General features: G+C 72.0%; 22 protein-coding genes. 12 read left to right on the top strand and 10 right to left on the bottom strand.

The genetic code is table 11. The features are described 5' to 3' along the window. Positions 1–27 precede the first annotated feature (27 nt). From ABZ923_RS26010 to ABZ923_RS25990, 5 genes are all read right to left on the bottom strand, one after another. A complete protein-coding gene (locus ABZ923_RS26010; RefSeq protein ID WP_361475970.1) occupies positions 28–474 on the bottom strand; it encodes an organic hydroperoxide resistance protein in 447 nt (148 codons plus the stop codon). A 107-nt stretch (positions 475–581) separates the two neighbouring features. Further along, positions 582–1,046, bottom strand: coding sequence for a MarR family transcriptional regulator (locus ABZ923_RS26005; RefSeq protein WP_361475968.1), 465 nt, complete (start codon positions 1,044–1,046; stop codon positions 582–584). Continuing rightward, the gene (locus ABZ923_RS26000) at positions 1,043–1,801 is read right to left on the bottom strand and encodes an ABC transporter ATP-binding protein (protein ID WP_361475966.1); all 759 of its coding nucleotides are present in this window, start codon (positions 1,799–1,801) and stop codon (positions 1,043–1,045) included. Before ABZ923_RS26000 ends, ABZ923_RS26005 begins: the two co-directional genes overlap by 4 nt. Further along, positions 1,789–2,550, bottom strand: coding sequence for a cobalt ECF transporter T component CbiQ (gene cbiQ, locus ABZ923_RS25995; protein WP_361475964.1), 762 nt, complete (start codon positions 2,548–2,550; stop codon positions 1,789–1,791). Before cbiQ ends, ABZ923_RS26000 begins: the two co-directional genes overlap by 13 nt. Position 2,551: 1 nt before the next feature. Continuing rightward, on the bottom strand, positions 2,552–3,595 hold the full coding sequence (locus ABZ923_RS25990; protein WP_361475962.1) for an energy-coupling factor ABC transporter permease: 1,044 nt from the start codon (positions 3,593–3,595) through the stop codon (positions 2,552–2,554). Positions 3,596–3,742: 147 nt separating this feature from the next. Here ABZ923_RS25990 and ABZ923_RS25985 point away from each other — a divergent pair, with 147 nt between their 5' ends. Beyond that, positions 3,743–4,081 carry an SsgA family sporulation/cell division regulator gene (locus tag ABZ923_RS25985; protein WP_361475960.1) on the top strand — a complete coding sequence of 113 codons (339 nt, stop codon included), beginning with the start codon at positions 3,743–3,745 and terminating at the stop codon, positions 4,079–4,081. Here the strand turns inward: ABZ923_RS25985 and ABZ923_RS25980 are convergent, their stop codons facing one another. Next, entirely contained in the window at positions 4,082–5,746 is a 1,665-nt protein-coding gene (locus ABZ923_RS25980; protein ID WP_361475958.1) for a penicillin-binding transpeptidase domain-containing protein, read from the bottom strand. It abuts the gene before it with no gap. A gap of 99 nt (positions 5,747–5,845) precedes the next feature. Next, positions 5,846–7,477 (bottom strand): penicillin-binding transpeptidase domain-containing protein, encoded by a 1,632-nt coding sequence (locus tag ABZ923_RS25975; RefSeq protein WP_361475956.1) that lies wholly within the window; start codon positions 7,475–7,477, stop codon positions 5,846–5,848. A 283-nt stretch (positions 7,478–7,760) separates the two neighbouring features. On the opposite strand from ABZ923_RS25975, the gene ABZ923_RS25970 reads away from it, so the two are divergent. Further along, positions 7,761–8,693 (top strand): endopeptidase, encoded by a 933-nt coding sequence (locus tag ABZ923_RS25970; protein ID WP_361475953.1) that lies wholly within the window; start codon positions 7,761–7,763, stop codon positions 8,691–8,693. Between the two features lies 1 nt (position 8,694). Then, complete coding sequence (locus tag ABZ923_RS25965; protein ID WP_361475951.1) at positions 8,695–8,970, top strand: carboxypeptidase-like regulatory domain-containing protein; 276 nt, start codon at positions 8,695–8,697, stop codon at positions 8,968–8,970. 156 nt (positions 8,971–9,126) lie between these two features. Here the strand turns inward: ABZ923_RS25965 and ABZ923_RS25960 are convergent, their stop codons facing one another. Beyond that, positions 9,127–10,941 (bottom strand): protein kinase, encoded by a 1,815-nt coding sequence (locus tag ABZ923_RS25960; protein ID WP_361475949.1) that lies wholly within the window; start codon positions 10,939–10,941, stop codon positions 9,127–9,129. Positions 10,942–11,186: 245 nt separating this feature from the next. Beyond that, the gene (locus ABZ923_RS25955) at positions 11,187–12,944 is read right to left on the bottom strand and encodes a phospholipid carrier-dependent glycosyltransferase (RefSeq protein ID WP_361475947.1); all 1,758 of its coding nucleotides are present in this window, start codon (positions 12,942–12,944) and stop codon (positions 11,187–11,189) included. 126 nt (positions 12,945–13,070) lie between these two features. Between ABZ923_RS25955 and rsmI the strand changes: the two genes are divergently transcribed. The 6 genes from rsmI (at position 13,071) to ABZ923_RS25925 (ending at position 18,878) form a co-directional block, all read left to right on the top strand. Further along, the gene (gene rsmI, locus ABZ923_RS25950; RefSeq protein ID WP_361475945.1) at positions 13,071–13,922 is read left to right on the top strand and encodes a 16S rRNA (cytidine(1402)-2'-O)-methyltransferase; all 852 of its coding nucleotides are present in this window, start codon (positions 13,071–13,073) and stop codon (positions 13,920–13,922) included. A 236-nt stretch (positions 13,923–14,158) separates the two neighbouring features. Next, positions 14,159–14,563 carry a hypothetical protein gene (locus tag ABZ923_RS25945; RefSeq protein ID WP_361475943.1) on the top strand — a complete coding sequence of 135 codons (405 nt, stop codon included), beginning with the start codon at positions 14,159–14,161 and terminating at the stop codon, positions 14,561–14,563. Between the two features lie 47 nt (positions 14,564–14,610). Next, a complete protein-coding gene (locus ABZ923_RS25940) occupies positions 14,611–15,510 on the top strand; it encodes a TatD family hydrolase (protein ID WP_361475941.1) in 900 nt (299 codons plus the stop codon). Between the two features lie 113 nt (positions 15,511–15,623). Continuing rightward, positions 15,624–16,988, top strand: a complete 1,365-nt coding sequence (locus ABZ923_RS25935; RefSeq protein ID WP_361475939.1) for a ubiquitin-like domain-containing protein — start codon at positions 15,624–15,626, stop codon at positions 16,986–16,988. Between the two features lie 109 nt (positions 16,989–17,097). Continuing rightward, on the top strand, positions 17,098–17,988 hold the full coding sequence (rsmA, locus tag ABZ923_RS25930; protein ID WP_361475937.1) for a 16S rRNA (adenine(1518)-N(6)/adenine(1519)-N(6))-dimethyltransferase RsmA: 891 nt from the start codon (positions 17,098–17,100) through the stop codon (positions 17,986–17,988). Continuing rightward, on the top strand, positions 17,985–18,878 hold the full coding sequence (locus ABZ923_RS25925; RefSeq protein ID WP_361475935.1) for a 4-(cytidine 5'-diphospho)-2-C-methyl-D-erythritol kinase: 894 nt from the start codon (positions 17,985–17,987) through the stop codon (positions 18,876–18,878). The genes rsmA and ABZ923_RS25925 overlap by 4 nt, the downstream gene beginning before the upstream one ends. A gap of 12 nt (positions 18,879–18,890) precedes the next feature. Here ABZ923_RS25925 and ABZ923_RS25920 read toward each other — a convergent pair whose 3' ends face one another. Next, positions 18,891–19,508 (bottom strand): Uma2 family endonuclease, encoded by a 618-nt coding sequence (locus ABZ923_RS25920; protein WP_361475933.1) that lies wholly within the window; start codon positions 19,506–19,508, stop codon positions 18,891–18,893. Positions 19,509–19,690: 182 nt separating this feature from the next. On the opposite strand from ABZ923_RS25920, the gene ABZ923_RS25915 reads away from it, so the two are divergent. The 3 genes from ABZ923_RS25915 to ABZ923_RS25905 all read left to right on the top strand — a co-directional run bounded on the left by ABZ923_RS25915 (position 19,691) and on the right by ABZ923_RS25905 (position 25,402). After that, the gene (locus ABZ923_RS25915) at positions 19,691–21,499 is read left to right on the top strand and encodes an ABC-F family ATP-binding cassette domain-containing protein (protein ID WP_361475931.1); all 1,809 of its coding nucleotides are present in this window, start codon (positions 19,691–19,693) and stop codon (positions 21,497–21,499) included. A gap of 245 nt (positions 21,500–21,744) precedes the next feature. Beyond that, on the top strand, positions 21,745–23,577 hold the full coding sequence (locus ABZ923_RS25910; protein WP_361475929.1) for a PQQ-binding-like beta-propeller repeat protein: 1,833 nt from the start codon (positions 21,745–21,747) through the stop codon (positions 23,575–23,577). A gap of 73 nt (positions 23,578–23,650) precedes the next feature. Further along, the gene (locus tag ABZ923_RS25905; protein ID WP_361475927.1) at positions 23,651–25,402 is read left to right on the top strand and encodes a PQQ-binding-like beta-propeller repeat protein; all 1,752 of its coding nucleotides are present in this window, start codon (positions 23,651–23,653) and stop codon (positions 25,400–25,402) included. Positions 25,403–25,599 lie beyond the last annotated feature (197 nt).

The raw sequence follows: 25,599 nt of genomic DNA, 5'->3' as shown, positions 1-25,599 counted from the left end.
CCGCGCGCCTGCGATTCCTCGGTGGGATCAGCCCAACAGAATCGTTACGTCGATGTTGCCGCGCGTCGCGTTGGAGTACGGGCACACCTCGTGTGCCGCGTCCACCAGCCGGGTCGCCACCTCGGGGTCCAGGACCGGCAGGGAGACGCTCAGGGCGACCGCGAGGCCGTAGCCGCGGTGCCTGTTCGGGCCGATGCCGACCTTCGCGGCCACGGTGGAGCCGGTCAGGTCGTAGCCCTCGCGGTTGCCGACCAGGATCAGCGCGTTGTGGAAGCAGGAGCTGTAACCGGCCGCGAAGAGCTGCTCCGGGTTGGTGCCGCCGCCGTGGCCGCCCAGCTCCGGGGGCATCGCGACCTTCAGGTCGATCCGGCCGTCCTGGCTGGTGACGTAGCCGTCCCGGCCGCCGTGGGCGGTGGCCTCGGCGACGTACATGATCTTCGTCGGACGCGTGTCGACAGCGGTTGCCTCGGTCATGGCCGGCCTCCCCCGGAACAAGTGGCGCACAAGTACATCGTGCACAAGGTACTTGTCGGTAGGTCAGGGCGGGACGCAGGGGGTGGCAAACCCGGGGTAACCCGGGCTCAGTACCGGTCGGCCGCCTCGACGGCGCGCTCGGTCAGCTTCCACAGCTCCTCGCGCAGCCGCGCGATCTCCTGCGCGCCGAGCCCCGTCGTCGTCAGCAGGGCGCCGGGGACGCGCGCCGCGCGCTCCCGGAGTTCCTCGCCGCGCCCGGTGCACGCCACGAGCACTGAGCGCTCGTCACCCGGCGCGCGCTCCCTGCGCACCAGCCCCGCCCCCTCCAGCCGCTTCAGCAGCGGCGAGACCGTGCCGTAGTCCAGCCGCAGGGCCCGCCCCAGCTCCTTCACGGTGGTCTCCCCGCGCTCCCACAGCACCAGCAGCACCAGGTACTGCGGGTAGGTGAGCCCGAGGTCGTCCAGCAGCGGGCGGTACGCGGCGGTCACGGCGCGCTGCGCCGCGTACAGCGCGAAGCACAGCTGGTCGTCCAGCAGCAGCGAGCCCTCGGCGGCGGCGTCCTCGTTCGTCACGCGCCCATTGTCACGGACTTCGGGTCGAAGCCGAACGGCAGCTCCAGCCGGTGTGCCCGCATCAGCTCCTCGTCGGACAGCAGCGCGGGCGTCGGGCCGTCCGCCGCGATCACCCCGTCGCTCAGGATCAGCGAGCGCGGGCACAGCTCCAGGGCGTACGGCAGGTCGTGCGTGACCATGAGGACCGTGACGTCCAGGGAGCGCAGGATGTCGGCGAGCTCCCGGCGGGAGGCCGGGTCCAGGTTGGAGGACGGCTCGTCCAGGACCAGGATCTCCGGCTCCATGGCGAGCACGGTGGCCACCGCGACCCGGCGGCGCTGGCCGAAGGAGAGGTGGTGCGGCGGCCGGTCGGCGAAGTCCTGCATCCCGACCCGCTCCAGCGCGGTGCGCACCCGCTCCTCCAGCGCGGCCCCCCGGATCCCGGCGGCGGCCGGCCCGAACGCCACGTCCTCGCGCACGGTCGGCATGAACAGCTGGTCGTCCGGGTCCTGGAAGACGATGCCGACCTTCTGCCGGATCGCGGCCATGTGCCGCTTGCCGACCGGCAGCCCGGCCACGGTCACCGTGCCGGTGCCGCCCCCCAGGATGCCGTTGAGGTGCAGCACCAGGGTTGTCTTGCCGGCGCCGTTCGGGCCGAGCAGGGCGACCCGTTCGCCGCGCGCGAGGGAGAAGTCCACGCCGAACAGGGCCTGGTGGCCGTCGGGGTAGGCGAAGGCGAGGCCGGAGACCTCCAGAGAAGCTGTCACAGCATCCATCCCAGCAGACAGACGACGAGGGCGGCACAGGGGAGGGCGAGGGCGTACGACCACTGCGCGCGCGAGGCGGTCACCTCGTCGATGACCGGCATCGCGCCGGCGTACCCCCGGCTCACCATGGCCAGGTGCACGCGCTCCCCGCGCTCGTAGGAGCGGATGAACAGCGCGCCGGCGGACTTGGCGAGCACGCCCCAGTGCCGCACGCCCTTCGCCTCGAAGCCGCGCGACTCCCGCGCGATCCGCATCCGGCGCATCTCGTCGGTGATGACGTCGCCGTAGCGGATCATGAAGGACGCGATCTGCACGAGCAGCGGCGGCAGCTTCAGCCGCTGGAGCCCGAGCAGCAGCTCGCGCAGCTCGGTGGTGGCGGCCAGCAGTACGGAGGCGGCGACGCCGAGGGTGCCCTTGGCGAGCACGTTCCAGGCGCCCCACAGCCCGTTCACGCTCAGCGAGAGGCCCAGGACGTGCACCCGCTCGCCCTCGGCCACGAGCGGCATGAGCACCGCGAACGCGACGAACGGCACCTCGATCAGCAGCCGCCGGAGCAGGAAACCGGCGGGCACGCGCGCGTGGTACGCGACGGTCGCGAGCAGCACGGCGTACAGGGCGAACGCCCACATCGCCTCGCGCGGGGTCGACACCACGACCACCACGAACAGGAAGACGGCGGCGAGCTTGGTGTGCGGCGGCAGGCCGTGCACGGGCGAGTGCCCGTGCCGGTAGAGCCGGTGCGCGTGTCCCGCTCCCACGTCAGACGCCGGTGCTCGCGGGGGACACGTCGTCGCTGCGCCGCCGGCGCAGGGACCAGAACACCGCGCTGCCCGCGACGACCGTGACACCGACGCCGATCACGCCGGCGAGGCCGCCGGACAGCCGGGCGTCGGCGATGTCCTTCACGCCGTAGTCGGCGAGCGGTGAGTCGGCCGTGGCGTGCTTCTCCGCCTTCTTGTCGATGCCCTTGTCGTGCGCCACCTTCTCCAGTCCGTCGGGGTCGGCGGAGGCGTAGAAGCTGACGAAGCCGGCGAGGACCAGGGAGGTGACGAGACCGGTGATCCACAGCGTGCGCCGCGAGGTGCGCGCCGCCACGGGCGCCGTGGGCGCGGGCGCGTCCACCAGTTCGCCGTTCACGCGCAGCCGGAGCCGCTGCTGCAGCCCGCGCGCGCCGTGCACCAGGTCCGGGCGTACGGCGATGACGGCGCCGACCGTGAGCGCGGTGATGGCCGCCTCGCCGACACCGATCAGCACATGCACGCCGATCATCGCGGTGGCGACCTTGCCGATGGAGACGTCGGTGGTGCCGCCGACCGCGTAGATCAGCGTGAAGGCGACCGCGGCGGCCGGCACGGACACCAGGGCGGCGACGAAGGAGGCGACGGTCACCGTGCGCCGCTTGCGGGGCAGCACGGCGAGCAGGCCGCGGAAGACGGCGTAGGAGACGACCGTCGTGACGATCGCCATGTCGGTGATGTTCACGCCCAGCGCGGTCAGCCCGCCGTCGGCGAACAGCACGCCCTGCATGAGCAGGACGACCGACACGCACAGGACGGCTGTGTAGGGGCCGACGAGTATCGCGGCCAGGGCCCCGCCCAGGAGGTGGCCGCTGGTCCCGGCCGCGACCGGGAAGTTGAGCATCTGCACGGCGAAGATGAACGCCGCCACCAGGCCCGCCAGCGGGGCGGTGCGCTCGTCGAGTTCGCGGCGGGCGCCGCGCAGGCTCACCGCGAGGGCGCCGGCGGCGACGACCCCGGTGACCGCGGAGGTGGGCGCGTCGATGAATCCGTCAGGTACATGCACCAGATGATTTTAGGCCCTTGTTGCGAACTGTTTGCAAGAGAGACCGGGTCTCGTCTCGCCGGGGCGCGAACCGGAAAGTGTGCGACTCTTGATGGAAAGCGGATGCACAGCTTTCGCATAGATCACAGTGCGTGAGAGGGCGGTCCGATGTCTGTAGTCGAACAGTACGCGCGCGCTCATATCGTCACGGACGAGGACGACCCGGGAGCCGTACCCGTCGTGCTCCGGTACGACCCCGACGCCGATCCCTGGTCGGTCCGCGTGGGCCTGCCGGGACCGCACGAGTGGACCTTCTCCCGCGCGCTCCTCGAACGGGGACTGCGGGCGCCCGCCGAGAGCGGCGCCGTCCGGGTGTGGCCCTGCGGGCGGGTCCAGGCCGTGGTCGAGTTCCACACCGACCACGGCGTCGAACTGGTGCAGTTCGAGTCGAAGGCGCTGATCCGGTTCCTCCTCCGGACGTACTTCGCCGAACCCGTATACGGCTGATCAGCCCCCGAGCTTCAGCAGCTTCGCCACGATCGGCCCGGCCGTGTCGCCGCCGTGCCCGCCCGCCTGGACCACGCCGGCGGCGGCGAGGTCGCCCCGGTAGGCGGTGAACCAGCCGTTCGGCTTCTTCTGCCCGTCGACCTCCGCCGAGCCGGTCTTCGCGCCGTAGTCCGGGCCGAGCCCCGACATCGCCTCGGCGGCGGTGCCGTAGGCGGCCGTGTACCGCATCAGCTCGCGCAGCTGGGACACCGTCTTGGCCGACAGCCTCCGCGAGGCCGTGGCCAGGGTGCGGTGGTCCACGGACGGCGACACCAGGTACGGCTGGTGGAAGCTGCCCGACTTCACGGTCGCCGCCACCGAGGCCATGTTCAGCGGGTTCATGCGCACCCCGCCCTGCCCGATCAGCGAGGCCGCCATCTGCGCCGCCGACTGCACCGGCACCGAGCCGTCGAAGGTGGGCACCCCGATCGCCCAGTTGTTCCTCGACAGCCCGAAGACCTGCTGGGCCTGCTTGGTCAGGTCGTCGTTCTCCAGCTTCTTCGCCTGGCTGATGAACGCCGTGTTGCAGGACCGGGCGAAGCTCGCCTTGAAGGTGCCGCCCTTGATCTCGAAGTCGTCGTCGTTGTGGAACTTCCAGCCGCCGTAGGTGACCGTCTTCGGGCAGGGGTGCTTCTTGTCCGCGCCGGCCAGGCCCTTGTCGATCAGCAGCGAGGACGTGATGATCTTCATGGTGGAGCCGGGTGCGAGGGAGCCCTGGAAGGCGGTGTTGAAGCCGTGCCCGCTGTTGGCGACCGCGAGGATCTCCCCGGTCGAGGGCCGCAGGGCGACCACCGAGGCCCGCGCGCGCTTCGCCACCTGCTGCTCGGCGGCGGCCTGGAGGGCCGGGCTGAGCGTCGTGCGCACGGTGCCCGGAGTGCCCTTGCTCAGCTCCACCAGCGTCTTGTCGGAGAGCTTGGCGGCCTTGGCCGCCTTGCCGCGCACCACGCGCAGCTCGACGCCCGCCGTGCCGCCCGCCTTCTTGCCGTACTTCTCCCGCAGCCCGTCCAGCACGGTGCCCAGCGACGGGTACTCGGCGGCCGTGATCTCGCCGCCGTCGCGGTCCAGCGCCCTGACCGGCGGGGTGCCGGACTCGCCGGTCACGAGCGTGTCGCCGTCCCTGAGGTCGGGGTGGACCACGGCGGAGTGCCAGTCGACCAGCGGTCTGCCGTCGCTCGCGCGGCGCACCACGGTGAGCGAACTGCCGTAGGACAGCGGCTTGCTGAGCTTGCGGTAGGCCACCGTCGCCTTCACGGTGAACGGCACCTCGGTGCCCTTCGCCGTCCCCGGGGTGAGCGTGACGTCCTTCAGACGGGCGTCCTTGGCGTAGCCGGTGAGCAGCTTGCCGGCGGCGGCGGGGTCGTCGGTGGCGGCCGCCGCGGCGGTGACCCTGCCGTGCTGCCAGGCGGTGAGGAAACGGGTGGAGGCCGTGCGGACCTCGGCGGCGGTGAGGGGGCCGGACGGGACGGCCTTGTGGTCGGCCGTGGCACCGGTCCGCTCGTCGGCCGCGGCCCCGCCGTACAGCGCGTAGACGCCGAACCCGGCGCCGCCGACCACCACGGCGATCATCCCGCCGAGTACGGCGGGCCGGGTCTTGCGCCGCTCGGCGACGCGCCTTCTCTTGCCCACAGCCTCAGTTCCTCCGCACCTTTCCCCAGGGTCCCCGTACGCCCTTCACACTCCCCAACGACTGCATTCACCTTAAAGTCCCCGCCTTCACGGGTGATCTCAGCCCGCGTTCCGTAGCACGCTTGCGACAATCGGCCCGGCCGCGTCGACGCCGTGACCGCCGTCCTGGACCATGGCGGCCGCCGCCGCATCGTCCCGGTAGCCGGCGAACCAGCTGTCCGACCTGGCCTCCCCGTCGACCTCGGCCGACCCGGTCTTCGCGCCCACCTCGCCGCGCAGTCCGGCCATCACGCCCGCCGCGGTGCCGCTGCGCGCGGTGCGGTTCATCAGGGCGCGCAGCTGCCGGGCCGTGCCGGGGGAGAGCCCGCGCGCGCGTGCCGGTTCCCGGTCGTCCAGCTTCAGCGGCACGATCAGGGGCTGGCGGAAGGTGCCGGTCTTCGCGGTCGCCGTGACGGACGCCATGTTCAGCGGGCTCATCTGCACCTGGCCCTGGCCGATCAGGTTGGCCGCGGTGTCCGGGCCGCCGGAGGCGGGCACCCGCCCGTCGAACGTCGGCACGCCGACCTGCCAGTTGTTGCGCCCGAGCCCGAAGCGCTCCTCGGCCTCCCGGGTGAGGGAGTCGACCTTCACCTCGTCCGCGAACTTCACGAACGCCGTGTTGCAGGAGCGGGCGAAGCTGTCGGCGAGGGTGGCGTGCTCGTCCGGCGCCAGGCCCTTGAGGTTCTGGAAGGTCTGGCTCTGCCAGACGGCCGACGGCGGGCAGGGCGCCGGTCCGTTCGCCGTGGTCAGGCCGTTGTCGATGAGGGTCGCCGCGCTGATGATCTTCATGGTGGAGCCGGGGGCGCGTTCGCCGAGGAGGGCCGCGTCGAAGCCGTCGTTGCGGTTGTTGGCGACGGCCAGGATCTCGCCGGTGCTCGGCTTGACGGCCACGACGGAGGAGTCGGGGTACTTCTCCACGGCCTTCTCGGCCGCCGCCTGGGCGCTCGCGCTGAGCGTCGTCGGGAGCCTGCCGGGCTTGCCCTTGGCAAGGGTCAGCAGCGGGGTGTCCGCGGCCTGGCTGCCGTCGGCGGCCGGCTGATGGCGGATCACGAGTTCCACGCCGGGCCGGCCGCCGGTCCTGTCGCCGTACCGCTTGCGCAGTTCGTCCAGGATCGGGCCGAGGGAGGGGTACTTCACGCGGGTGAGCACCTTGCCGTCGCGGTCCACGGGCTCGATCTCCGGGGCGGCCGAGTCGCCGGTCGTGAGCGTGTCCCCCTTGCGCAGGCGCGGGTGGACGACGGAGGGCTGCCAGTCGACCAGCGCGCGGTGCGAGGTCTCGCCGCGGACGACGGTCAGCGTGCTGCGGTACGACAGCGGGCGGGACACGCCGGCGTACGACACCGTCGCCCGCACGGTGAACGGCACCGTGTCCCCGGTGGCCGGGCCGGGCGTGATCCGCACTTTCCCGATGTGCGCGTCACCGGAGTAGGCCGTCAGCAACTGCTGTGCGGCATCGGGGAAGTTGGTGTACGAGGCGGCGGCCGCCGCGTCGCCCTTCTGCCAGGCGGCGAAGAAGGCGCCGGTCGCCTCCTTCACCTCGGAACTGCTGGGCGGACCCGTGGGCGCCGGCGCGCCTCCCGGGCCGCCGTCGCCGTTCAGCGCGGACGCGACGTGGTAGAGCCCGTAACCGGCCCCGCCCAGCAGCGTGACGCACACTCCGCCTATGACGCCCGCTTTGACGCCCTTGCGCATGGTGCGGATCCCCCTCCGTCTCCGACCTGTTGAACGCGTTCAAAACAGGTGTCCTGGAGCACTGTAAGCGGTTGTGTCGCCTGTTTGTGACCGGAGTTGCCGATTGGTGTCCGAAAGGAGATGTTGCCGGGCCTGGACGGGCGGGGCGAGCGGCCATACCGCTGATGCGACACCACCCGGACGGACGTATCGTGTCAAAGGGGATACCAAGTGGCGTGGTCGGACGTTCGGCCGGCAATCGCCGGTTGATCGCGGCGCCGCTTCTGCAGGAAGGCCTTCGGACATGACACGCGATCAGCACATCTCTGTCTCCAACCAGCCCGCGGAACAGGTCGCCCTGGCCGCGGAGCAGGCCATCTTCCAGCCCCCCTCGGAGGGCGTGGCGGGCGCCGGGGCACCGGCGGGCACCAACGGACTGGAACAGGTCGAGGGGTACGTACGTCCGGAGTACGACCGGATGCCGGCCGAGCTGTGGACCCCGCCCACCGCGGAACTGCCCGACATCGGCGTGGCGTCGTTCGGGCCGCCCCCGCCGGTGGCCGAGACCGTGCACGGACCGGACGACAGGGTTCAGATCACGAACACGGCCGACTACCCCTGGCGGGCGAACGCGTCGCTGCGCATCACCGCGGCGAACGGTGACGCGTACATCGCGACCGCCTGGTTCATCGGGCCGCACACGCTCGCGACCGCCGGCCACGTCGTGTTCATCAACCACCCCGGTCACCCCGACCACGGCTGGGTCCAGAGCATCCAGGTCATGCCCGGCCGCAACGGCGCGACCCTGCCCTTCGGCTCCGTCACCAGCACCAACTTCCGCTCGGTGAAGGGCTGGACCGAGTCGGGCGGCGACGAGAACTACGACTACGGCGCGATCATCATCCCCACCGAACTGGGCTCCACCACCGGATGGTTCGGGTTCGGGGCGTGGCCGGACGCCGATCTGCTCAAGACCACCGCCAACATCTCCGGCTACCCGGGCGACAAGCCCCCGGGCACCCAGTGGTTCGACGCGCGGGGCATCAGCTCGGTGAACCCGCTGAAGGTGTACTACGACATCGACACCGCCGGCGGGCAGAGCGGCAGCGCCGTATTCAGCATCGTCGACGGCAACCGCTACGGTATCGCCGTGCACGCCTACGGCGGGGCGACCGTCAACTCCGGGACGAGGATCACTCAGCCCGTCTACGACAACCTGGTCGCCTGGAAGGCCTGAGGTGCCGCCCGGCGGTCACCCCGTCCACCTCATCACCGGGATCGTGGAGGACACGGCGACGGGCAGGCCCGTCCCGGAGGCCAGCGTGTACCTCACCGCCGGCCCGGAGCCCCGCCCCGACATCGCCGCGCTCTCCCGGGCCGACGGCAGCTTCACCCTCTCCGTGCGGGCGGAAGGCGTCTACGCCGTCCAGTGCCGCACCCCGGACGACCGGACCGCCGAGGCCACCGTCACCGCGGGCGCCGGCGGCCCGGCACAGGTACGCCTGCGGGTGTGACACCCGCCCCGCTACACCCAGGTGTCCAGCCACATCCGCGACCGCCAGCTGTCGATGGGGATCGCCTGGCCCGTGTACAGGGGCCAGAAGTAGATGCAGTTAGCCCGATGCAGCCTGGACCGTGAAGGCCAGGAGGGCGGCAGCCCCCGAGGCTTCTTAGTGCCGGCGAAACCACCTCGTGCCGCGATTGGCCGTGGAGTCGCTGTCCACAACGGTTTCGAGTGCACCCGCCCTGATGTCCTCGGCTTCTCGCTCCGCTGCCTCTACTACCTGGCGGGCACGGCGCTCGGCGTCGGTGCGCAGCTTCTCTGCTTCCAGGCGGAGAGTCTCCGCGCGTTCCTCGGTTTCGGCTAGACGAATGTATGCCTCCCCTTGGCGCTTTGCCAGGTCCCGCTCAGATGGGGCGAAGACGCCGGCCCTGATGTCGTCGGCCTGGCGCTGGGCCGTCTCCACCGTCTGGCGGGCGCGGCGCTCGGCGTCGGTGCGCAGCTTCTCCGCCTCAAGGCGCAGCTGCTCGGCGCGGTGCTCGATCTCCGTCAGCCGCTTCTCGGCCTTCTGCTGGCGCGAGGCCAGGTCGCGTTCTGACTGCTCGCGGCGCTTTGCCAGGTTGGTCTCGAAGTCGGCTGCCGCCTGGGCGGCCTTGGCGCGGGTCTCCTCGAAGAGAGCGTCCGCCTCTTCCCGCTTGGCCTGGGCATCCTGAGCTGCCTTGGCAAGGATGAGCGACGCCTCGGTCCTGGCCTGCGGGATTTCCATCTCGGACTGCCGGCGGCGCTTTGCGAGGTTGGTCTCGAAGTCGGCTGCCGCCTGGGCGGCCTTGGCGCGGGTCTCCTCGAAGAGAGCGTCCGCCTCTTCCCGCTTGGCCTGGGCGTCCCGAGCTGCCTTGGCAAGGATGAGGGACGCCTCGGTCCTGGCCTGCGCGACCATCTCGGCGCACTCCGCTTCGGTCTGCTCCTTGAGGCGTGCAGCCATTTCCGCTGCACCGTTTCCGGTCCCGAGGAGAGCCTGGTTGTCGATGAGAGTTCGGTCTGGCCCGATGCCCCTGAGGATCTCCGTGTCAGCGGACGGGTCGCTAAGAGCAAGGTCCGCCCCGATGCGTCCCAGGATCGTACGCGCGAGCGTGTCTGGCAGCCACCCGCGGTTGTGGAGCGAGACCGTAGCGTCCTCCGGTGAAACGGTCAGGCGTGTGGTGAGATCCGTCAGGAGGTCGTTCACTGACGGTCGCTGGTCCGGATCTTTGCGCAGGCACGGGGCCAGGATCTCGCGCAGTTCCGTAGGGACCCGCTCCATGGCCGCTTCCTGGTGGACGATCCGAAAAAGCAGCGAATGCACGGGGCCGGAACCGAAAGGCCCCTCTCCGGTTGCGGCGAAGACCAGCATTGAGCCCAGGGAGAAGACGTCGCTGGCCGGACCGACCGGCCTGTCCCCGGATATCTGCTCGGGCGCCATGAAGGAGGGCGAACCCATGGTGGTGCCGGTCCGGGTGAGCGCGGAAGCCTCGGATGCGAGGGCGATGCCGAAGTCGATGACGCGAGGACCGTCGGATGCCAGGAGGACGTTGGACGGTTTGAGGTCCCGGTGGACGAGCCCGGCTTCATGGATGGCCTTCAACGCCTCGACGACTCCTGCGCCGAGGCCGAGTACAGAGGCGGTGGGCAGAGCACCGTGACAGGCCACGGCGTCGTGGAGTGAAACGCCCGGTATGTAGGCAGTAGCAAGCCACGGGGGCGACCCCTCAGGATCGGCGTCCACCACCGGAGCGGTGAACACGCCGCTGACCCGGCGGGCTGCTTCCACTTCGCGCGCGAAACGACGACGGAACTCCCTGTCGGAGGCGAACTGCGGGTGCACCACCTTCACCGCCACGGCGCGCCCACCGGGTGAACGCCCCAGGTAAACGCGGCCCATGCCTCCGTCCCCCAGCCGACCCACGATTCGGTAATGGCCGATCGACGTCGGATCGATGTCGCTCAACGCTCCCCCGCCCCATGCATGACTGAACTTGATCGCCTGCGGAGGAGCCTAAACCCCTGGTCGCCTTGCTCATGTAGTGCATCGAGGTGGGAGAGGCCCGCCCCAGGCTCACTCGCGTGGGCCCGCAGAGTGAGCCAAGCTGCCGTCGCCGGGCCGTCCGAGGGTGGCCAGTGGCGACTGCCGACGACCAACAACGGCCACGAGGGCGCGGCCGGCTGGCCGCGCCTTCTGTGGTGTGTGTCCAGCTAGACCCAGGTATCGAGCCACATCCGCGACCGCCAGCTGTCGATCGGGATGGCCTGGCCCGTGTACAGGGGCCAGAAGTAGATGAAGTTCCAGCTGATCAGCAGGACCAGGACGCCCGCTGCCGACGCTCCGATCACGCGGCGGGTGTCGCTGGAGCCCGGTGGGCCGACGATGGCGCCGATCATCATGGCCACCGCCAGGCACAGGAACGGCAGGAAGACGACCGCGTAGAAGAGGAAGATCGTCCGCTCCTGGTAGAGGAACCACGGCAGGTAGCCCGCCGCGATGCCGCAGGCGATGGCGCCGGCCCGCCAGTCGCGGCGGAAGGCCCAGCGCCACAGGACGTACAGGATCGCGAAGCAGGCCGCCCACCACAGCAGCGGTGTGCCGATCGCCAGCACCTCCCGGGCGCACTTCTCGCCCGCGTCCGCCGGGCAGCCGTCGGCGCCGGGGGAGGGGGACTCGTAGAAGTACGACACCGGGCGGCCCAGCACGATCCAGCTCCACGGGTTGGACTGGTACGTGTGCGGTTGGTCGAGGTGGACGTGGAACTTGTACACCTCGTGCTCGTAGTGCCACAGGCTGCGCAGCCAGTCCGGCAGGAACGCCCAGGTGCCGCCCTTGCCGTCGGTGGCCGCCCAGTTGCGGTAGTAGCCGCCCCTGCCGTTGGTGGGGGACAGGATCCAGCCCGTCCAGGAGGCCAGGTAGACCACCAGCGCCACCGGAACCGTCGCCACGAAGGCCAGTCCGGTGTCGTACTTGAGGGCTGCGGTGTACGGGTGGTGGGCGCCGGCCACCTTGCGCGTGCCGACGTCCCACAGGACCGTCATCACACAGAACGCGGCCAGGACGTACAGGCCGTTCCACTTCGTGCCCACGGCCAGGCCCAGCATCACCCCGGCCGTCCAGCGCCACGGGCGCCACCCGAACCGGAAGGCGTCCGCGACCCGCGCGTCCGGACGTACCCGCCCGTCCGCCGCGACCGGCAGCGCGGCGGCGAGTCTCTCCCGCGCCCGGTCCCGGTCCACGACCAGGCAGCCGAACGCGGCCACCACGAAGAACATCAGCACGCCGTCGAGCAGCGAGGTCCGGCTCATCACGAAGTGCAGGCCGTCCACCGCCATCAGCGCGCCCGCCAGGCAGCCCAGGAACGTCGAGCGGAACATCCGGCGGCCGATCCGGCACAGCAGCAGCACGCTCAGCGTGCCGAGCAGCGCCGTCATGAACCGCCAGCCGAACGGGTCGAACCCGAAGAGCAGCTCGCCGAGCCCGATGACGTACTTGCCGACCGGCGGGTGCACCACGTACGCCGGGTCCGTCGGGAGCGTCAGACGGCCGCCCTGCTGGAGCACCAGGTCGTTGGCGTTCTTGCCGTACTGGTCCCAGCTGACCTCGAAACCGCGGTGGACGAGCGCCCACGCGTCCTTGGCGTAGTACGTCTCGTCGAATATCACCGCGCGCGGGCTGCCCAGGTTCCAGAACCGCATGACGCCCGCCATCAGCGTCACCAGCAGCGGCCCGCCCCAGCCCGACCAGCGGGTGAGCCGCTCGGCGAGGACCGGCGACGCGCCGAGCACCCGCCACAGCCGGGGGCTCGGCTCGGCGTACGGCGGCACCAGCCGGTCGCGTACGTCGCCCGAGGGCGCGTCCGCGGCCGGCGCGTACCCGAATCGGCGCAGCCGCTGCTGCCACGACGGCCGCTGGTCGTGCGGTGCCTGCCCCTGCCGGAGGTCCATGGAGGACGCGGTACTGGTCACCGCGCCATCGTAGGGAACCGGCCTGTGCGAGTCCCGTGCATGTGCGGTACCGGTCGGGACACGGTCCGTTTCCCCCCGAATGCGGGCCCCCGGAACCGGCCCCGGAACTCCTGGGAGGATGGGGGCGTGACTGGAACCCTTGTCCTGGCAGGTACCCCCATCGGCGACATCGCGGACGCGCCGCCCCGGCTCGCCGAGGAGCTGGCCGGCGCCGACGTCGTGGCCGCCGAGGACACCCGGCGGCTGCGCCGGCTCACCCAGGCGCTCGGCGTCACCCCCAAGGGCCGCGTGCTGTCGTACTTCGAGGGCAACGAGTCCGCCCGTACGCCGGAACTGGTCCAGGAGCTGCTCGGCGGCGCGCGCGTGCTGCTGGTGACCGACGCCGGGATGCCGTCGGTCTCCGACCCGGGCTACCGGCTGGTCGCGGCGGCCGTCGAGCAGGACATCCGGGTCACCGCCGTCCCCGGGCCGTCCGCCGTGCTCACCGCGCTCGCCCTGTCCGGGCTGCCCGTCGACCGGTTCTGCTTCGAGGGCTTCCTGCCCCGCAAGGCCGGCGAACGGCTGTCCCGGCTGCGCGAGGTCGAGGGCGAGCGGCGCACCCTCGTCTACTTCGAGGCCCCGCACCGGCTCGACGACACCCTCGCGGCGATGGCCGAGGTCTTCGGCGCGGACCGGCGGGCCGCCGTCTGCCGCGAGCTGACCAAGACGTACGAGGAGGTCCGGCGCGGTCCGCTCGCCGAGCTGGCGCGGTGGGCCGCCGAGGGGGTGCGCGGGGAGATCACCGTCGTGGTCGAGGGCGCGCCCGAGCCCGGACCCGAGGAACTCGACGCCGCGGAACTGGTCCGCCGGGTGCGGGTGCGCGAGGAGGCCGGCGAGCGCCGCAAGGAGGCCATCGCGGCGGTGGCGGCGGACGCCGGACTGCCGAAGAGGGTCGTGTTCGACGCCGTGGTCGCCGCCAAGAAGGCAGACCCGAGCTAGGGGCGCACCAGGCCTCTGAGCAGGGCTCTTCTCGGGTGAGCGCGCGCCCCATGGGCGGGCAAAGGGCTGGCGTCGATGGCAAAGCTCAGCCGTCTCGTTCGCGTCTCTTCGGCAAGCGATGTCCAAATCGCCTCCAACACTCGACAGGCCTGATGCGCTCGCCCCGGACGAGGCGTCCACTGGTCGGAGGGACGCACCCGTCCATCAGGGACGCACCCGTGCATCAGGGAGCTGGCATGAGTGACATAGCAGGGCAGACCGGTCTCCGCGGTACGGCCACAGCCGTCGTTCACGAGTCCTATTCGTTCGCCTGCATGCGGTGCGGGCACGGCTGGGAGCAGTCGTACGAGATAGAGCACCACACGGACGCCGAGGGCCAGGAGTTCGTGCTGTACGTGGCCGACGGCCAGGTCGTGCCGTCGCCGCTCAGCCGGCCGTGCTGCCACAACTGCGACGGTCACGTCGTGCGGATCATGCGCGCGGGCCAGGTCTCCTCCGTGCGCGGCGCGGCCGGGCGGCAGCAGCACCGGGTGCCGGCGGCGGGCCCGGCCGAGGCGCCGCAGGTGCCGGGGCCGGCGAGGGAGCCGCACCACTGGCACCTGTCCGACCTGCTGCACCCGTTCCAGCGCAGGGCGAGCTGAGCGGATCACCGGCCGCCCGGGGCATGCCCCTTTCGTAGGATCGGGGCATGCCTTCGAACGCCGCCCACAGCTCCGGAGACGATGACAGGAAGGCGGCCCCGCCGCTCCCGGCACCGCTGCAGGTGCCCGTCGCCGACTCCCACACCCACCTCGACATGCAGTCCGGCACGGTCGAGGAGGGCCTGGCGAAGGCCGCCTCGGTGGGCGTGGCGACCGTCGTGCAGGTCGGCTGCGACATCAAGGGCTCGCAGTGGGCCGCCGAGATCGCCGCCGCCCACCCGAGCGTGCACGCCGCCGTCGCCCTCCACCCCAACGAGGCCCCGCGCATCGTGCACGGCGACCCCGACGGATGGTCCCGGCAGGGCGCCCGCCCGGCGGGCGGCGACGCGGCCCTGGACGAGGCCCTCGCCGAGATCGACCGGCTTGCCGCGCTGCCGCAGGTCAAGGGCGTCGGCGAGACCGGCCTCGACTACTTCCGCACCGGTCCCGAGGGCAAGGCCGCCCAGGAGCGCTCCTTCCGCGCCCACATCGAGATCGCCAAGCGGCACGGCAAGGCGCTCGTCATCCACGACCGCGACGCCCACGCCGACGTCCTGCGGATCCTGAAGGAGGAGGGCGCCCCCGAGCGCACCGTCTTCCACTGCTACTCGGGCGACGCCGAGATGGCCGGGATCTGCGCCCGCGAGGGCTACTTCATGTCCTTCGCCGGGAACGTCACCTTCAAGAACGCCCAGCACCTGCGCGACGCCCTCGCCGTCGCCCCGCTGGAACTGGTCCTGGTGGAGACCGACGCGCCCTTCCTGACCCCGGCGCCCTACCGCGGGCGGCCCAACGCCCCGTACCTCGTGCCGGTCACCGTCCGTGCCATGGCCGCCGTGCGCGGGATCGACGAGGACGCACTGGCGACCGCCCTGGGCGCGAACACCGCCCGCGCCTTCGGCTACTGAGCGCCTGTTCGAGGCGCGACGGTCCGTAGTCGAGTCGCTTTGGAGAGTGACCGGCGCTCCGCTAGGTTCTGGGGGCCCGATCCGGACCCCTCTGGCCCCTGGAGCGTGTCGGCGTGAGCACGTCGCAGTACGAGACGTACGACCCCTACGGCCATGACGCCTCCGTCCACACCGCGGAGACCCTGCCGTACGGCCTGTCCAAGGACACCTACCGGCCCGCCTACGAGGCGGAGGCCTACTTCGTCACGGAGGCGCTGCCGCCGGTGCCGCCGCTGCCGCGGCAGACGACCGGCGCACCCGCGACGGTGATCTCCGTGCCGGGACCGCCCACGGAGGCCGGCGGGCGGGCCGCACGCCGGCGCAGGGCGCGCTCCGCCGAGCGCCCGGAGTCCCCCATGCGCCGTCTGCTGCCGCAGGCCCTGGTCGTGGCCTTCCTGGCCGGCGGCACCACCGCCTTCGTCGCCAAGGACAAGGCGATCGAGCTGAGCGTCGACGGCAGGCAGCGCACCCTTCACACCTTCGCCGACGACGTGAGCGAACTCCTCGCCGAGGAGGGCGTACACGTCGGGGCGCACGACGTGATCGCGCCCGCCCCCGGTACGACGCTCGCCAGCGGCGACGAGGTCGCGGTGCGGTACGGCCGTCCCGTCCGGCTCACCCTGGACGGCCGGCGGCGCGAGGTGTGGACGACGGCGCACACGGTGGAGGGCGCGCTGGACCAGCTCGGGGTGCGCGCCGAGGGCGCGTACCTCTCGACCTCGCGTTCCCGGCCCATCGGACGCGCCGGACTCGCGCTCGACGTGCGCACCGAGCGCGCGGTCACGGTCCTGGCCGACGGCCGGACCCGCACCGTCCGCACCAACGCGGCCACCGTCCGCGAGGCGGTCGAGGAGGCCGGGATCACCCTGCGCGGCCAGGACACCACCTCCGTCCCGCTCGACAGCTTCCCGCGGGACGGGCAGACGGTGACCGTGCTGAGGGTGACCGGCTCCCGCGAGGTCCGCGAGGAGCAGATCCCGTTCCAGGTCCAGCGGACCGAGGACCCCTCGCTGTTCAAGGGCACCGAGGTCGTCGCCCAGCCCGGGCAGCCCGGGCTCCGGCGCATCACCTACCTCGTGCGCACCGTCAACGGGGTCCGGCAGCGGCCGCGCCGGGAGCGGACCGAGCTGGTGCGCACGCCCCGCACGCAGGTGGTGCGGGTCGGCACCAAACCGCGGCCCACCGCCATGGACGGCGCCGACGACCTGAACTGGCGCGCGCTCGCCGCCTGCGAGTCCGGCGGCCGTCCGCACGCGGTCGACCCCTCCGGCACGTACGGCGGCCTTTACCAGTTCGACAACCGCACCTGGCACGCCCTCGGCGGCAAGGGCCGCCCCCAGGACGCCTCCGCGGAGGAGCAGACCTACCGCGCGAAGAAGCTGTACATCCGCCGGGGGGCGAGCCCGTGGCCGCACTGCGGGGGGCTCCTGCACAAGTGACCGGGGAGCGTGCGGGGGCGGGCGCGGGGGCCGGTCGCACGGTTTCCCGGGCCCCCGGCCGACGGCCACCTGGCAAGCCGGTCCCCCCGGCCCCCGTACCCTTGTCCCCGTGAGCAGCCCCACCCCCGACGCCCTCCTCGGTCCGGCCGACGTCCGCGAGCTCGCGGCAGCGCTCGGTGTGCGTCCCACGAAGCAGCGCGGCCAGAACTTCGTGATCGACGCCAACACGGTCCGCCGTATCGTCCGCACCGCCGACGTCCGCCCCGACGACGTGGTCGTGGAGGTCGGCCCGGGACTCGGCTCGCTCACCCTGGCGCTGCTGGAGGTCGCCGACCGGGTCACCGCCGTCGAGATCGACGACGTTCTGGCCGGCGCGCTGCCCGCGACCATCGCCGCCCGCATGCCCGAGCGCGCCGACCGGTTCGCTTTGGTCCACTCCGACGCCATGCACGTCGGCGAGCTGCCCGGCCCCGCCCCGACGGCCCTGGTGGCGAACCTGCCGTACAACGTCGCCGTGCCCGTGCTGCTGCACATGCTCGACACCTTCCCGAGCATCGAGCGCACCCTCGTCATGGTGCAGTCCGAGGTCGCCGACCGGCTCGCGGCCGCGCCCGGCAACAAGGTGTACGGCGTGCCGTCCGTGAAGGCCAACTGGTACGCCGAGGTGAAGCGGGCCGGGGCCATCGGCCGCAACGTCTTCTGGCCCGCGCCGAACGTCGACAGCGGGCTGGTGTCCCTGGTGCGGCGGGCCGAGCCGGTCAAGACCACCGCCTCCAAGGCCGAGGTCTTCGCCGTGGTCGACGCGGCCTTCGCGCAGCGCCGCAAGACCCTGCGGGCCGCGCTCGCCGGCTGGGCCGGATCCGCCGCCGCCGCCGAGGCCGCCCTGGTCGCGGCCGGGGTCTCGCCGCAGGCGCGCGGGGAGTCGCTGACGGTGGAGGAGTTCGCGCGGATCGCCGAGCACAAGAACGCCGTCACCGAGCACGAGGAGAGCGGCACGTGAGCGTCACGGTCCGGGTCCCGGCCAAGGTCAACGTCCAGCTCGCGGTCGGCGCCGCCCGCCCCGACGGCTTCCACGACCTCGCCAACGTCTTCCTCGCCGTCGGCCTGTACGACGAGGTCACGGTGACCCCCGCGGACGAACTCCGGATCACCTGCGAGGGCCCGGACGCCGCCCAGGTGCCCCTGGACCGCACCAACCTCGCCGCGCGCGCCGCGATCGCCCTCGCCGGGCGCCGGGGCATCGAACCGAACGTCCACGTCCACATCGCCAAGGACATCCCGGTCGCCGGCGGCATGGCGGGCGGCAGCGCGGACGGCGCGGGCGCGCTGCTCGCCTGCGACCGGCTGTGGGGCACGGGTGCCTCGCGTGCCGAGCTGCTCGCCATCTGCGCCGAGCTGGGCAGTGACGTGCCGTTCAGCCTGGTCGGCGGGGCGGCCCTCGGGGTGGGGCGCGGTGAGCGGCTGACCGCCCTGGAGGTCGGCGGCACCTTCCACTGGGTGTTCGCGATGGCCGAGCGGGGCCTGTCGACGCCGGCGGTGTTCCGCGAGTTCGACCGGCTGGCCGAGGGACGGGAGATCCCGGAGCCGGTGGTTTCGGCGGAGTTGGTGGAGGCGCTGGCGAAGGGGGAAGCCGAGGCGCTGGCCGCCGCCGTCTCCAACGATCTCCAGCCGGCCGCGCTGTCCCTCTTCCCGGAGCTGGCGGACACCCTGGGGTCGGGGCGCGGGGCGGGTGCGCTGGCCGCGCTGGTCTCGGGTTCCGGGCCTACGACGGCCTTCCTCACGCGGGACGCGGAGTCGGCCCAGAAGGTGGCCGAGGTGCTGCGGGCGTCGGGGACGTGCAGGGCGGTGCGGACCGCGGCGGGGCCGGTGGCGGGGGCGACGGTGCTCTGAGGGGTGGGCGCCTCAGAGAGAGTCGATCTCCGTCAGGTCGATGTCGATGTCGAACGGGACGGAGATCTTGAGCCGGTCGTGGTGAATGCCGGTGACGGTGTAGCTCCTGGTTACCGGATCCCGCTCGTACACGTAGACGACCGGCCGCTCGTCCTCTCCCACCATTTCCACCAGCCAGAAGTGGTCGATCCCCGCGGCGGCGTACTTGCGCGGCTTGGTGTCACGGTCGCGTGACTCAGAATCCGGCGAGACCACCTCCACGGCGAGGACGACATCGGCGGCCGGGAACGACGTCTGGCTGCGGCCGGCGACCGCCTCCGAGCGGAGCACGGAGACGTCCGGCTCGGGCCCGTTTCTGCGGTCGATGACGACGGTCATCTCGCGGCGGACCTTGAACTTCGTAGGCACTGTGCGGCGGAGGCCACTCACCAGCAGGTCGATGACAATGCTGTGGAAATCCCGCTGCGGGCTCACGAAGACCAGGCTCCCGTCGATCAACTCGGTGTGCGGCGGGAGGTCGGGCAGGGTGAACAGGTCGTCCACGGTCCAGCCGTCCGCCGGAGGCACCGGCCACCGCGAGGTCGGCTCGTCGTCGGGCGCGGCGGCCTCGGAGATCGGCTCGGCAGTCATGGTTCCTCCCATGGGCGGGATCCTGCGGCCTGTCTTCCCACCGTAGCGGCCCTTTCCCGATCACGTCATCACAAAGAGTGACACCCCCCTCGCGCCCCGCCCTCACCCCCGCAGGCCCTACGCTAGAAGGTCGACCCCGCGGCGGAGCCGCACACAGACACAGCCCCGCGCACAGGAGTGAAATGGCCGTCAACCTGGTCAATGTCGAGAACGTCAGCAAGGTGTACGGCACCCGTGCCCTGCTGGACGGCGTCTCGCTCGGTGTGCAGGAAGGGGACCGGATCGGGGTCGTCGGGCGCAACGGCGACGGCAAGACCACCCTGATCCGGATGCTCGCCAAGCTGGAGGAGGCCGACACCGGCCGGGTCACGCACTCCGGCGGACTGCGGATCGGCGTGCTCACGCAGCACGACTCCCTCGACCCCGCCGCCACCGTCCGCCACGAGGTCATCGGCGACATGGCCGACCACGAGTGGGCCGGCAACGCCAAGGTCAGGGACGTCCTGACCGGGCTGTTCGGCGGGCTGGACCTGCCGGGCTTCCCGAAGGGGCTGGACACCGTCATCGGACCGCTCTCCGGTGGCGAGCGGCGCCGTATCGCGCTGGCCAAGCTGCTCATCGAGGAGCAGGACCTGATCGTCCTGGACGAGCCCACCAACCACCTCGACGTCGAGGGCATCGCCTGGCTCGCGACGCACCTGCGGAACCGGCGCTCGGCACTGGTCTGCGTGACGCACGACCGGTGGTTCCTGGACCAGGTCTGCACCCGCATGTGGGACGTGCAGCGCGGCGACGTGTACGAGTACGAGGGCGGCTACTCCGACTACGTCTTCGCCCGTGCCGAGCGCGAGCGGATCGCCGCGACCGAGGAGGCCAAGCGGCAGAACCTCATCCGCAAGGAGCTGGCCTGGCTGCGGCGCGGCGCCCCCGCCCGCACCTCCAAGCCGCGCTTCCGGGTCGAGGCCGCCAACGAGCTGATTGCGGACGTGCCGCCGCCCCGCGACAGCAGCGAGCTGATGAAGTTCGCCTCCTCCCGGCTCGGCAGGACCGTCTTCGACCTCGAGGACGTCACCGTGCAGGCCGGGCCGAAGGTGCTGCTCAAGCACGTCACCTGGCAGCTCGGCCCCGGTGACCGGATCGGTCTCGTCGGCGTCAACGGCGCCGGCAAGACCTCGCTGCTGCGGGCCATGGCCGACGCGGCGCGTACCGAGGGCGAGGCCCAGCCCGCCGGCGGGCGCATCGCCGTCGGCCGGACCGTCAAGCTCGCCTACCTCTCCCAGGAGGTCGCCGAACTCGATCCGACGTGGCGGGTGCTGGAGGCCGTACAGAAGGTCCGCGAGCGCGTCGACCTCGGCAAGGGGCGCGAGATGACCGCCGGTCAGCTGTGCGAGACGTTCGGCTTCGGCAAGGAGAAGCAGTGGACGCCGGTCGGGGACCTGTCCGGCGGTGAGCGGCGGCGGCTGCAGCTGCTGCGCCTGCTCATGGACGAGCCGAACGTCCTCTTCCTCGACGAGCCCACCAACGACCTCGACATCGAGACCCTCACGCAGCTGGAGGACGTGCTCGACGGCTGGCCCGGCTCGATGATCGTCATCTCCCACGACCGGTTCTTCGTGGAGCGCACCACCGACCGGGTCTTCGCCCTCCTCGGCGACGGCACGCTGCGGATGCTGCCGCGCGGTATCGACGAGTACCTGGAGCGGCGGCAGCGGATGGAGGAGGCGGTCGCCGCGCAGTCCGCCGCCACGGCACCCAAGCCGGTCACCGCGGAGAAGAGCGCCGCCGACCAGCGGGCCGCGAAGAAGGAACTCCAGAAGATCGAGCGCCAGTTGGACAAGATCTCCGAGAAGGAGTCCAAGCTGCACGCGCAGATCGCCGACAACGCCACCGACTTCGCGAAGGTCGCCGAACTCGACGCCCGGTTGAGGGACCTGGCCGGGGAGCGCGAGGAACTGGAGCTGCGCTGGCTGGAACTGGCGGAGGACGCCTGACCCCACACGCTTCCCACGGGCGCGCACGAAGGGGGGCGCGTGCGCCGCGTGAAGGGGGAGTGAAGGCGCATAACAACAGCATCACGGGCCGGTCCGCCCTTGGGAACAGGGGAGGACGCGGCCCCGTGTGCTGTCTGTGCCGGGTGATAGAAAGAGCCGTCTGAGAACTGTCTGTAAGCGACCTTGGGGCCGTCACGAACCTCGGGGCGTGGCTAAAAATCAGTGAACGAGGGGGAAGAGCGCTGATGACTCAGCCGCCCAACCAGCCGCCGCAGGGCGGGTTCGGACCGCCGCAGGACCAGCCGCCGCAGGGCGGCGGTTTCGGCCCCGCGCCGCAGAACCCGCCGGCCCAGGGCGGGTTCGGTGCCGCACCGCAGACCCCGCCCGCGCAGGGCGGGTTCGGCGCGCCTCCGCCGCCGGCCACGCCCCCGCAGCAGCCCGCGGGTCCCCCGCAGCAGCCCCAGCCGGGCTACGGCTATCCGCAGCAGCCCCCGCAACCGGGCCCGTACGGCGCCACCCCGGGTCCCTACGGCTACCCGCAGCAACCCCCGCAGCAGCAGGGCCCGTACGGCGCCCCGCAGCCCGGCTACGGCCACCCGCAGCAGCCGCCGTACCCGGGCATGCCCGGCGCCGCGCCCGGCGGCCTCGTCGCCGGCAAGCCGGCCTCCCGCAAGAAGACGGCGCTGATCGTCGGCGGTGCGGTGGCCGCGCTGCTGGTCGTCGGCGGCACGGTGGTCGCGCTCACCGGCGGAGACGACGACGGCGGCGGCAAGAAGAAGCCGGTCGCCCAGCAGAGCGACGACCCCAAGCACTCCGCCACGGCCTCGCCGACCGGCTCCGGCGGCGACGACCCGGAACACCTCAACGAGGGCCGCCGGGCCGGTGACGCGAAGGTGCTCTGGTACAAGCCGGCGCCCGACGCCCCGGCCTCCGGCGCCGACGCGCCCGGCATGTGGGTCAGCGGCGACACGGCGGTGAAGGCGGCGTACAAGCAGGTCTTCGCCTTCGGCACCGCCGACGGCGCCACCGCCTGGGGGCCGGTCGACTTCCCGCAGAAGATCTGCGCGGCCACCCCGCAGAAGTCCGCCGACGACAAGATCGTCGTGGCGTACCTGAACGGCGGCGGCGACCGCGCCAAGTGCAACCAGCTCCAGCAGCTGGACCTGCGCACCGGCGAGAAGGGCTGGAGCGCCGAGGTCGCCGACGGCGGACTGTTCGACAGCGCGCTCAACGTGGAACTGACGGTGAGCGGCAAGACGTTGATGGTGGGCCGTTCGCAGTCGGGCACGGCGTACGACATCGACAGCGGCAAGAAGCTGTACGACAAGAAGAAGTACGGCGCGGCCTGCTTCCCGGCCGCCTACGCGGGCGGCACCGGCCGGCTGATCCAGGTCGCCTCCTGCGGCGCCGGCACCGGCAAGGAGCACGAGGAGATCCAGGAACTCGACCCGGCCACCGGCAAGGTGCGCTGGACCCAGCCGGTCAAGAAGGGCTGGGAGGTGACCCGGACGTACTCGGTCGACCCGCTCGTGGTCTACCTGACCAACCGGGACAAGAAGGCCTGGAACATCTCCACCTTCACCAGCAGCGGCAAGTTCCGCTCGGAGGTCAAGGTGGACGAGAAGTTCGCCCCCCGCTGCGGCTGGGCGGTCCTGGAGCGCGAGTTGCAGGGCTGCCAGGGGGTCGCGGTCGACGCGAACATGCTCTACCTGCCGACCGACGCCACCGGCAGCGCCAACGAGATCGTCGCCATCAGCCTCTCCGACGGCAAGGAGAAGTGGCGGGTGAAGTCCCCGGCCGACGAGCCGATGTCACCGGTGAAGGTCGAGGGCGGCAAGCTCGTGGCGTACGTGCAGCCGTCGTACGACACCGGCGGCCAGGTCGTGTCGGTCCCGGTCACCGGCTCCTCCCACCCGACGACCCGGCTGCTGCAGAACCCGCAGGGCGCCGCCGAGGCCGAGAACACCTTCTACGACGGCGTCGTCGACTGGACCGGCGGGCGGCTCTTCGTCTCCGCGGGCCGGCTGTCCGGCGACGACGACGCGAAGGAGAAGCTCATGATCGCCTTCGGCAACTGAGCCGGCCGCAGCCCGCCCCTGCCCGAGTCCCCTTCGCCGTACGGCCTTCCCGCGTCATCGAGGTACCCACAGCATGACCCAGCCGCCCCCGCCCCCGCCGAACCAGCCGCCGCAGCCGCCGCAACCGGGCTACGGCTACCCGCCGCCCCCGCCCCCGCAGCCGCCGGCCCAGCCGCCGCAGCCCGGGTACGGCCACCCCGGCGCGCAGCAGAACCCGTACGCCCAGCCGCCGGCCCACCCCGCCCCGCAGCCCCCGGGCTACGGCGCCCAGCCGCACAACCCCTACGCCCAGCCCCCGCAGCCGATGCACGGCGCGCAGCCCGGCTACGGCTACCCGGGCCAGGGCCAGCCGCCGACCGTGCCGATGCAGCCCCAGCCCGGAGCGGGCGGCGGGCGGAACAACACCGCGATGCTCATCGTCGTCGCGGCGGTCGTCGCCATCGCGCTGATCGTCGGCGGCGGCGTCTGGTACGCCAAGTCCTCCGGGGGCGACGACCCGCAGCACACCGCCTCCTCCGGCGGCTCGCACGGCAAGGGCTCCGGCGGCACGACCGGCGGGGGCGGCAAGGAGAAGGTGCCGTCCGACGCGGCCGCCAAGGTGCTCTTCGAGGTGCCGCTGCCCAAGGCGGACGACACGGTCAGCACCATGGGCTCCTGGCTGACGGACACGGTGTACGCCAAGAGCGGCATCGCGGAGATCGTCGGCTACGACCCGGCCAAGGGCACCCGGCTGTGGACGCTCAAGCTGCCCGGCCCGGTCTGCGCGACCAGCGGCCACGTCGACGAGGACGGCCGCACGGCGGTCGCCTTCCAGCCGAAGATGCCGGCGAAGGGCTCCACCGCGGGCTGCACCCAGGTCTCCGCCGTCGACCTCACCTCCGGCAAGCAGCTGTGGACGAAGTCGATCAAGTCCGGTGACTACCCGGTCACCTTCTCGAACGTGACCGTCGCCCAGCACACCGTCGCCGTCGGCGGCGGTGAGGGCGGTGCCGCCTTCGACATCGAGTCGGGCAAGACGCTGTGGCAGCCCAAGCCGGGCGACACCTGCCACGACGAGGGGTACGGCGGCGGCACCCGGCTGGTCGCGGTGCGCAAGTGCGGCACCTACGACGAGCCGGAGCTGCACATCCAGACCGTCGACCCGGCCAGCGGGAAGGTGAACTCCGAGTACAAGATGCCGGACGGCATCGACTACGCCTCCGTCGTCTCCACCGACCCGCTGGTGGTCGCGGCCGACGTCGGCCAGAGCGCGGGCGACGGCAGCGGCGTCTCGGACTACTTCTCCATCGACGCCAGGACCGGCGCGCTGCTCGCCCGGATCCCCGCACCCGGCGACACCTACGCGGGCCACTGCGACGGCATCACCCGGGTCGAGGACTGCAAGCAGGTCGTGGCGGGCAACGGCAGGCTCTACCTGGCGACCGAGGCGCACGACGGCAAGGCCGACTTCAGCAAGACCAACGAGATCGTCGCCTTCGACCTGAAGACCGGCAAGCCCACCGGTCAGCGCGCCGAGGCCGGCGACGGCTACACGTTCTCCCCGCTGCGGACCGACGGCGGCAACCTCCTCGCCTACAAGGCGCCGCCGTACGACAAGGGCGGGCAGGTCGTCAGCATCGACGGCGGTTCGTTCAAGGCGGTGAAGCTGCTGGAGAACCCCGCCACGAAGAGCGTGCGGGACTCGGAGGCCAACCTGCTGCCGGAGTACGCGGAGCTGCGCTTCGGCCAGGGCCGGCTCTACATGTCCGCCGTGTGGGCCAAGAGGCGGGGCATGGCGTCGTCCAGCAAGGAGTACCTCGTGATGGCGTTCGGTACGGACGGCTGACGCCACGGGTCTCGCCCGAATGAGTGACTTGCCGAGAAGTGGGGCGGGGGGGGGGGTGTCGGGGGGGGGCCGGTCTGGGGGTCGGCGGAGACCCCGCCGCCGCGGCCGGCGCCTACGGCCCTGGACGCGCGGCCGCCGGCGCCCGCCGGGTTCACCGGTCGCGACGAGGAGTTGGGGCGGCTGCGGGCCGCGCTGGA

Source organism: Streptomyces sp. NPDC046881 (assembly GCF_040645015.1).
Classification (GTDB): Bacteria; Actinomycetota; Actinomycetes; order Streptomycetales; family Streptomycetaceae; genus Streptomyces.
This window is presented reverse-complemented; position numbering and strand designations above follow the sequence as displayed.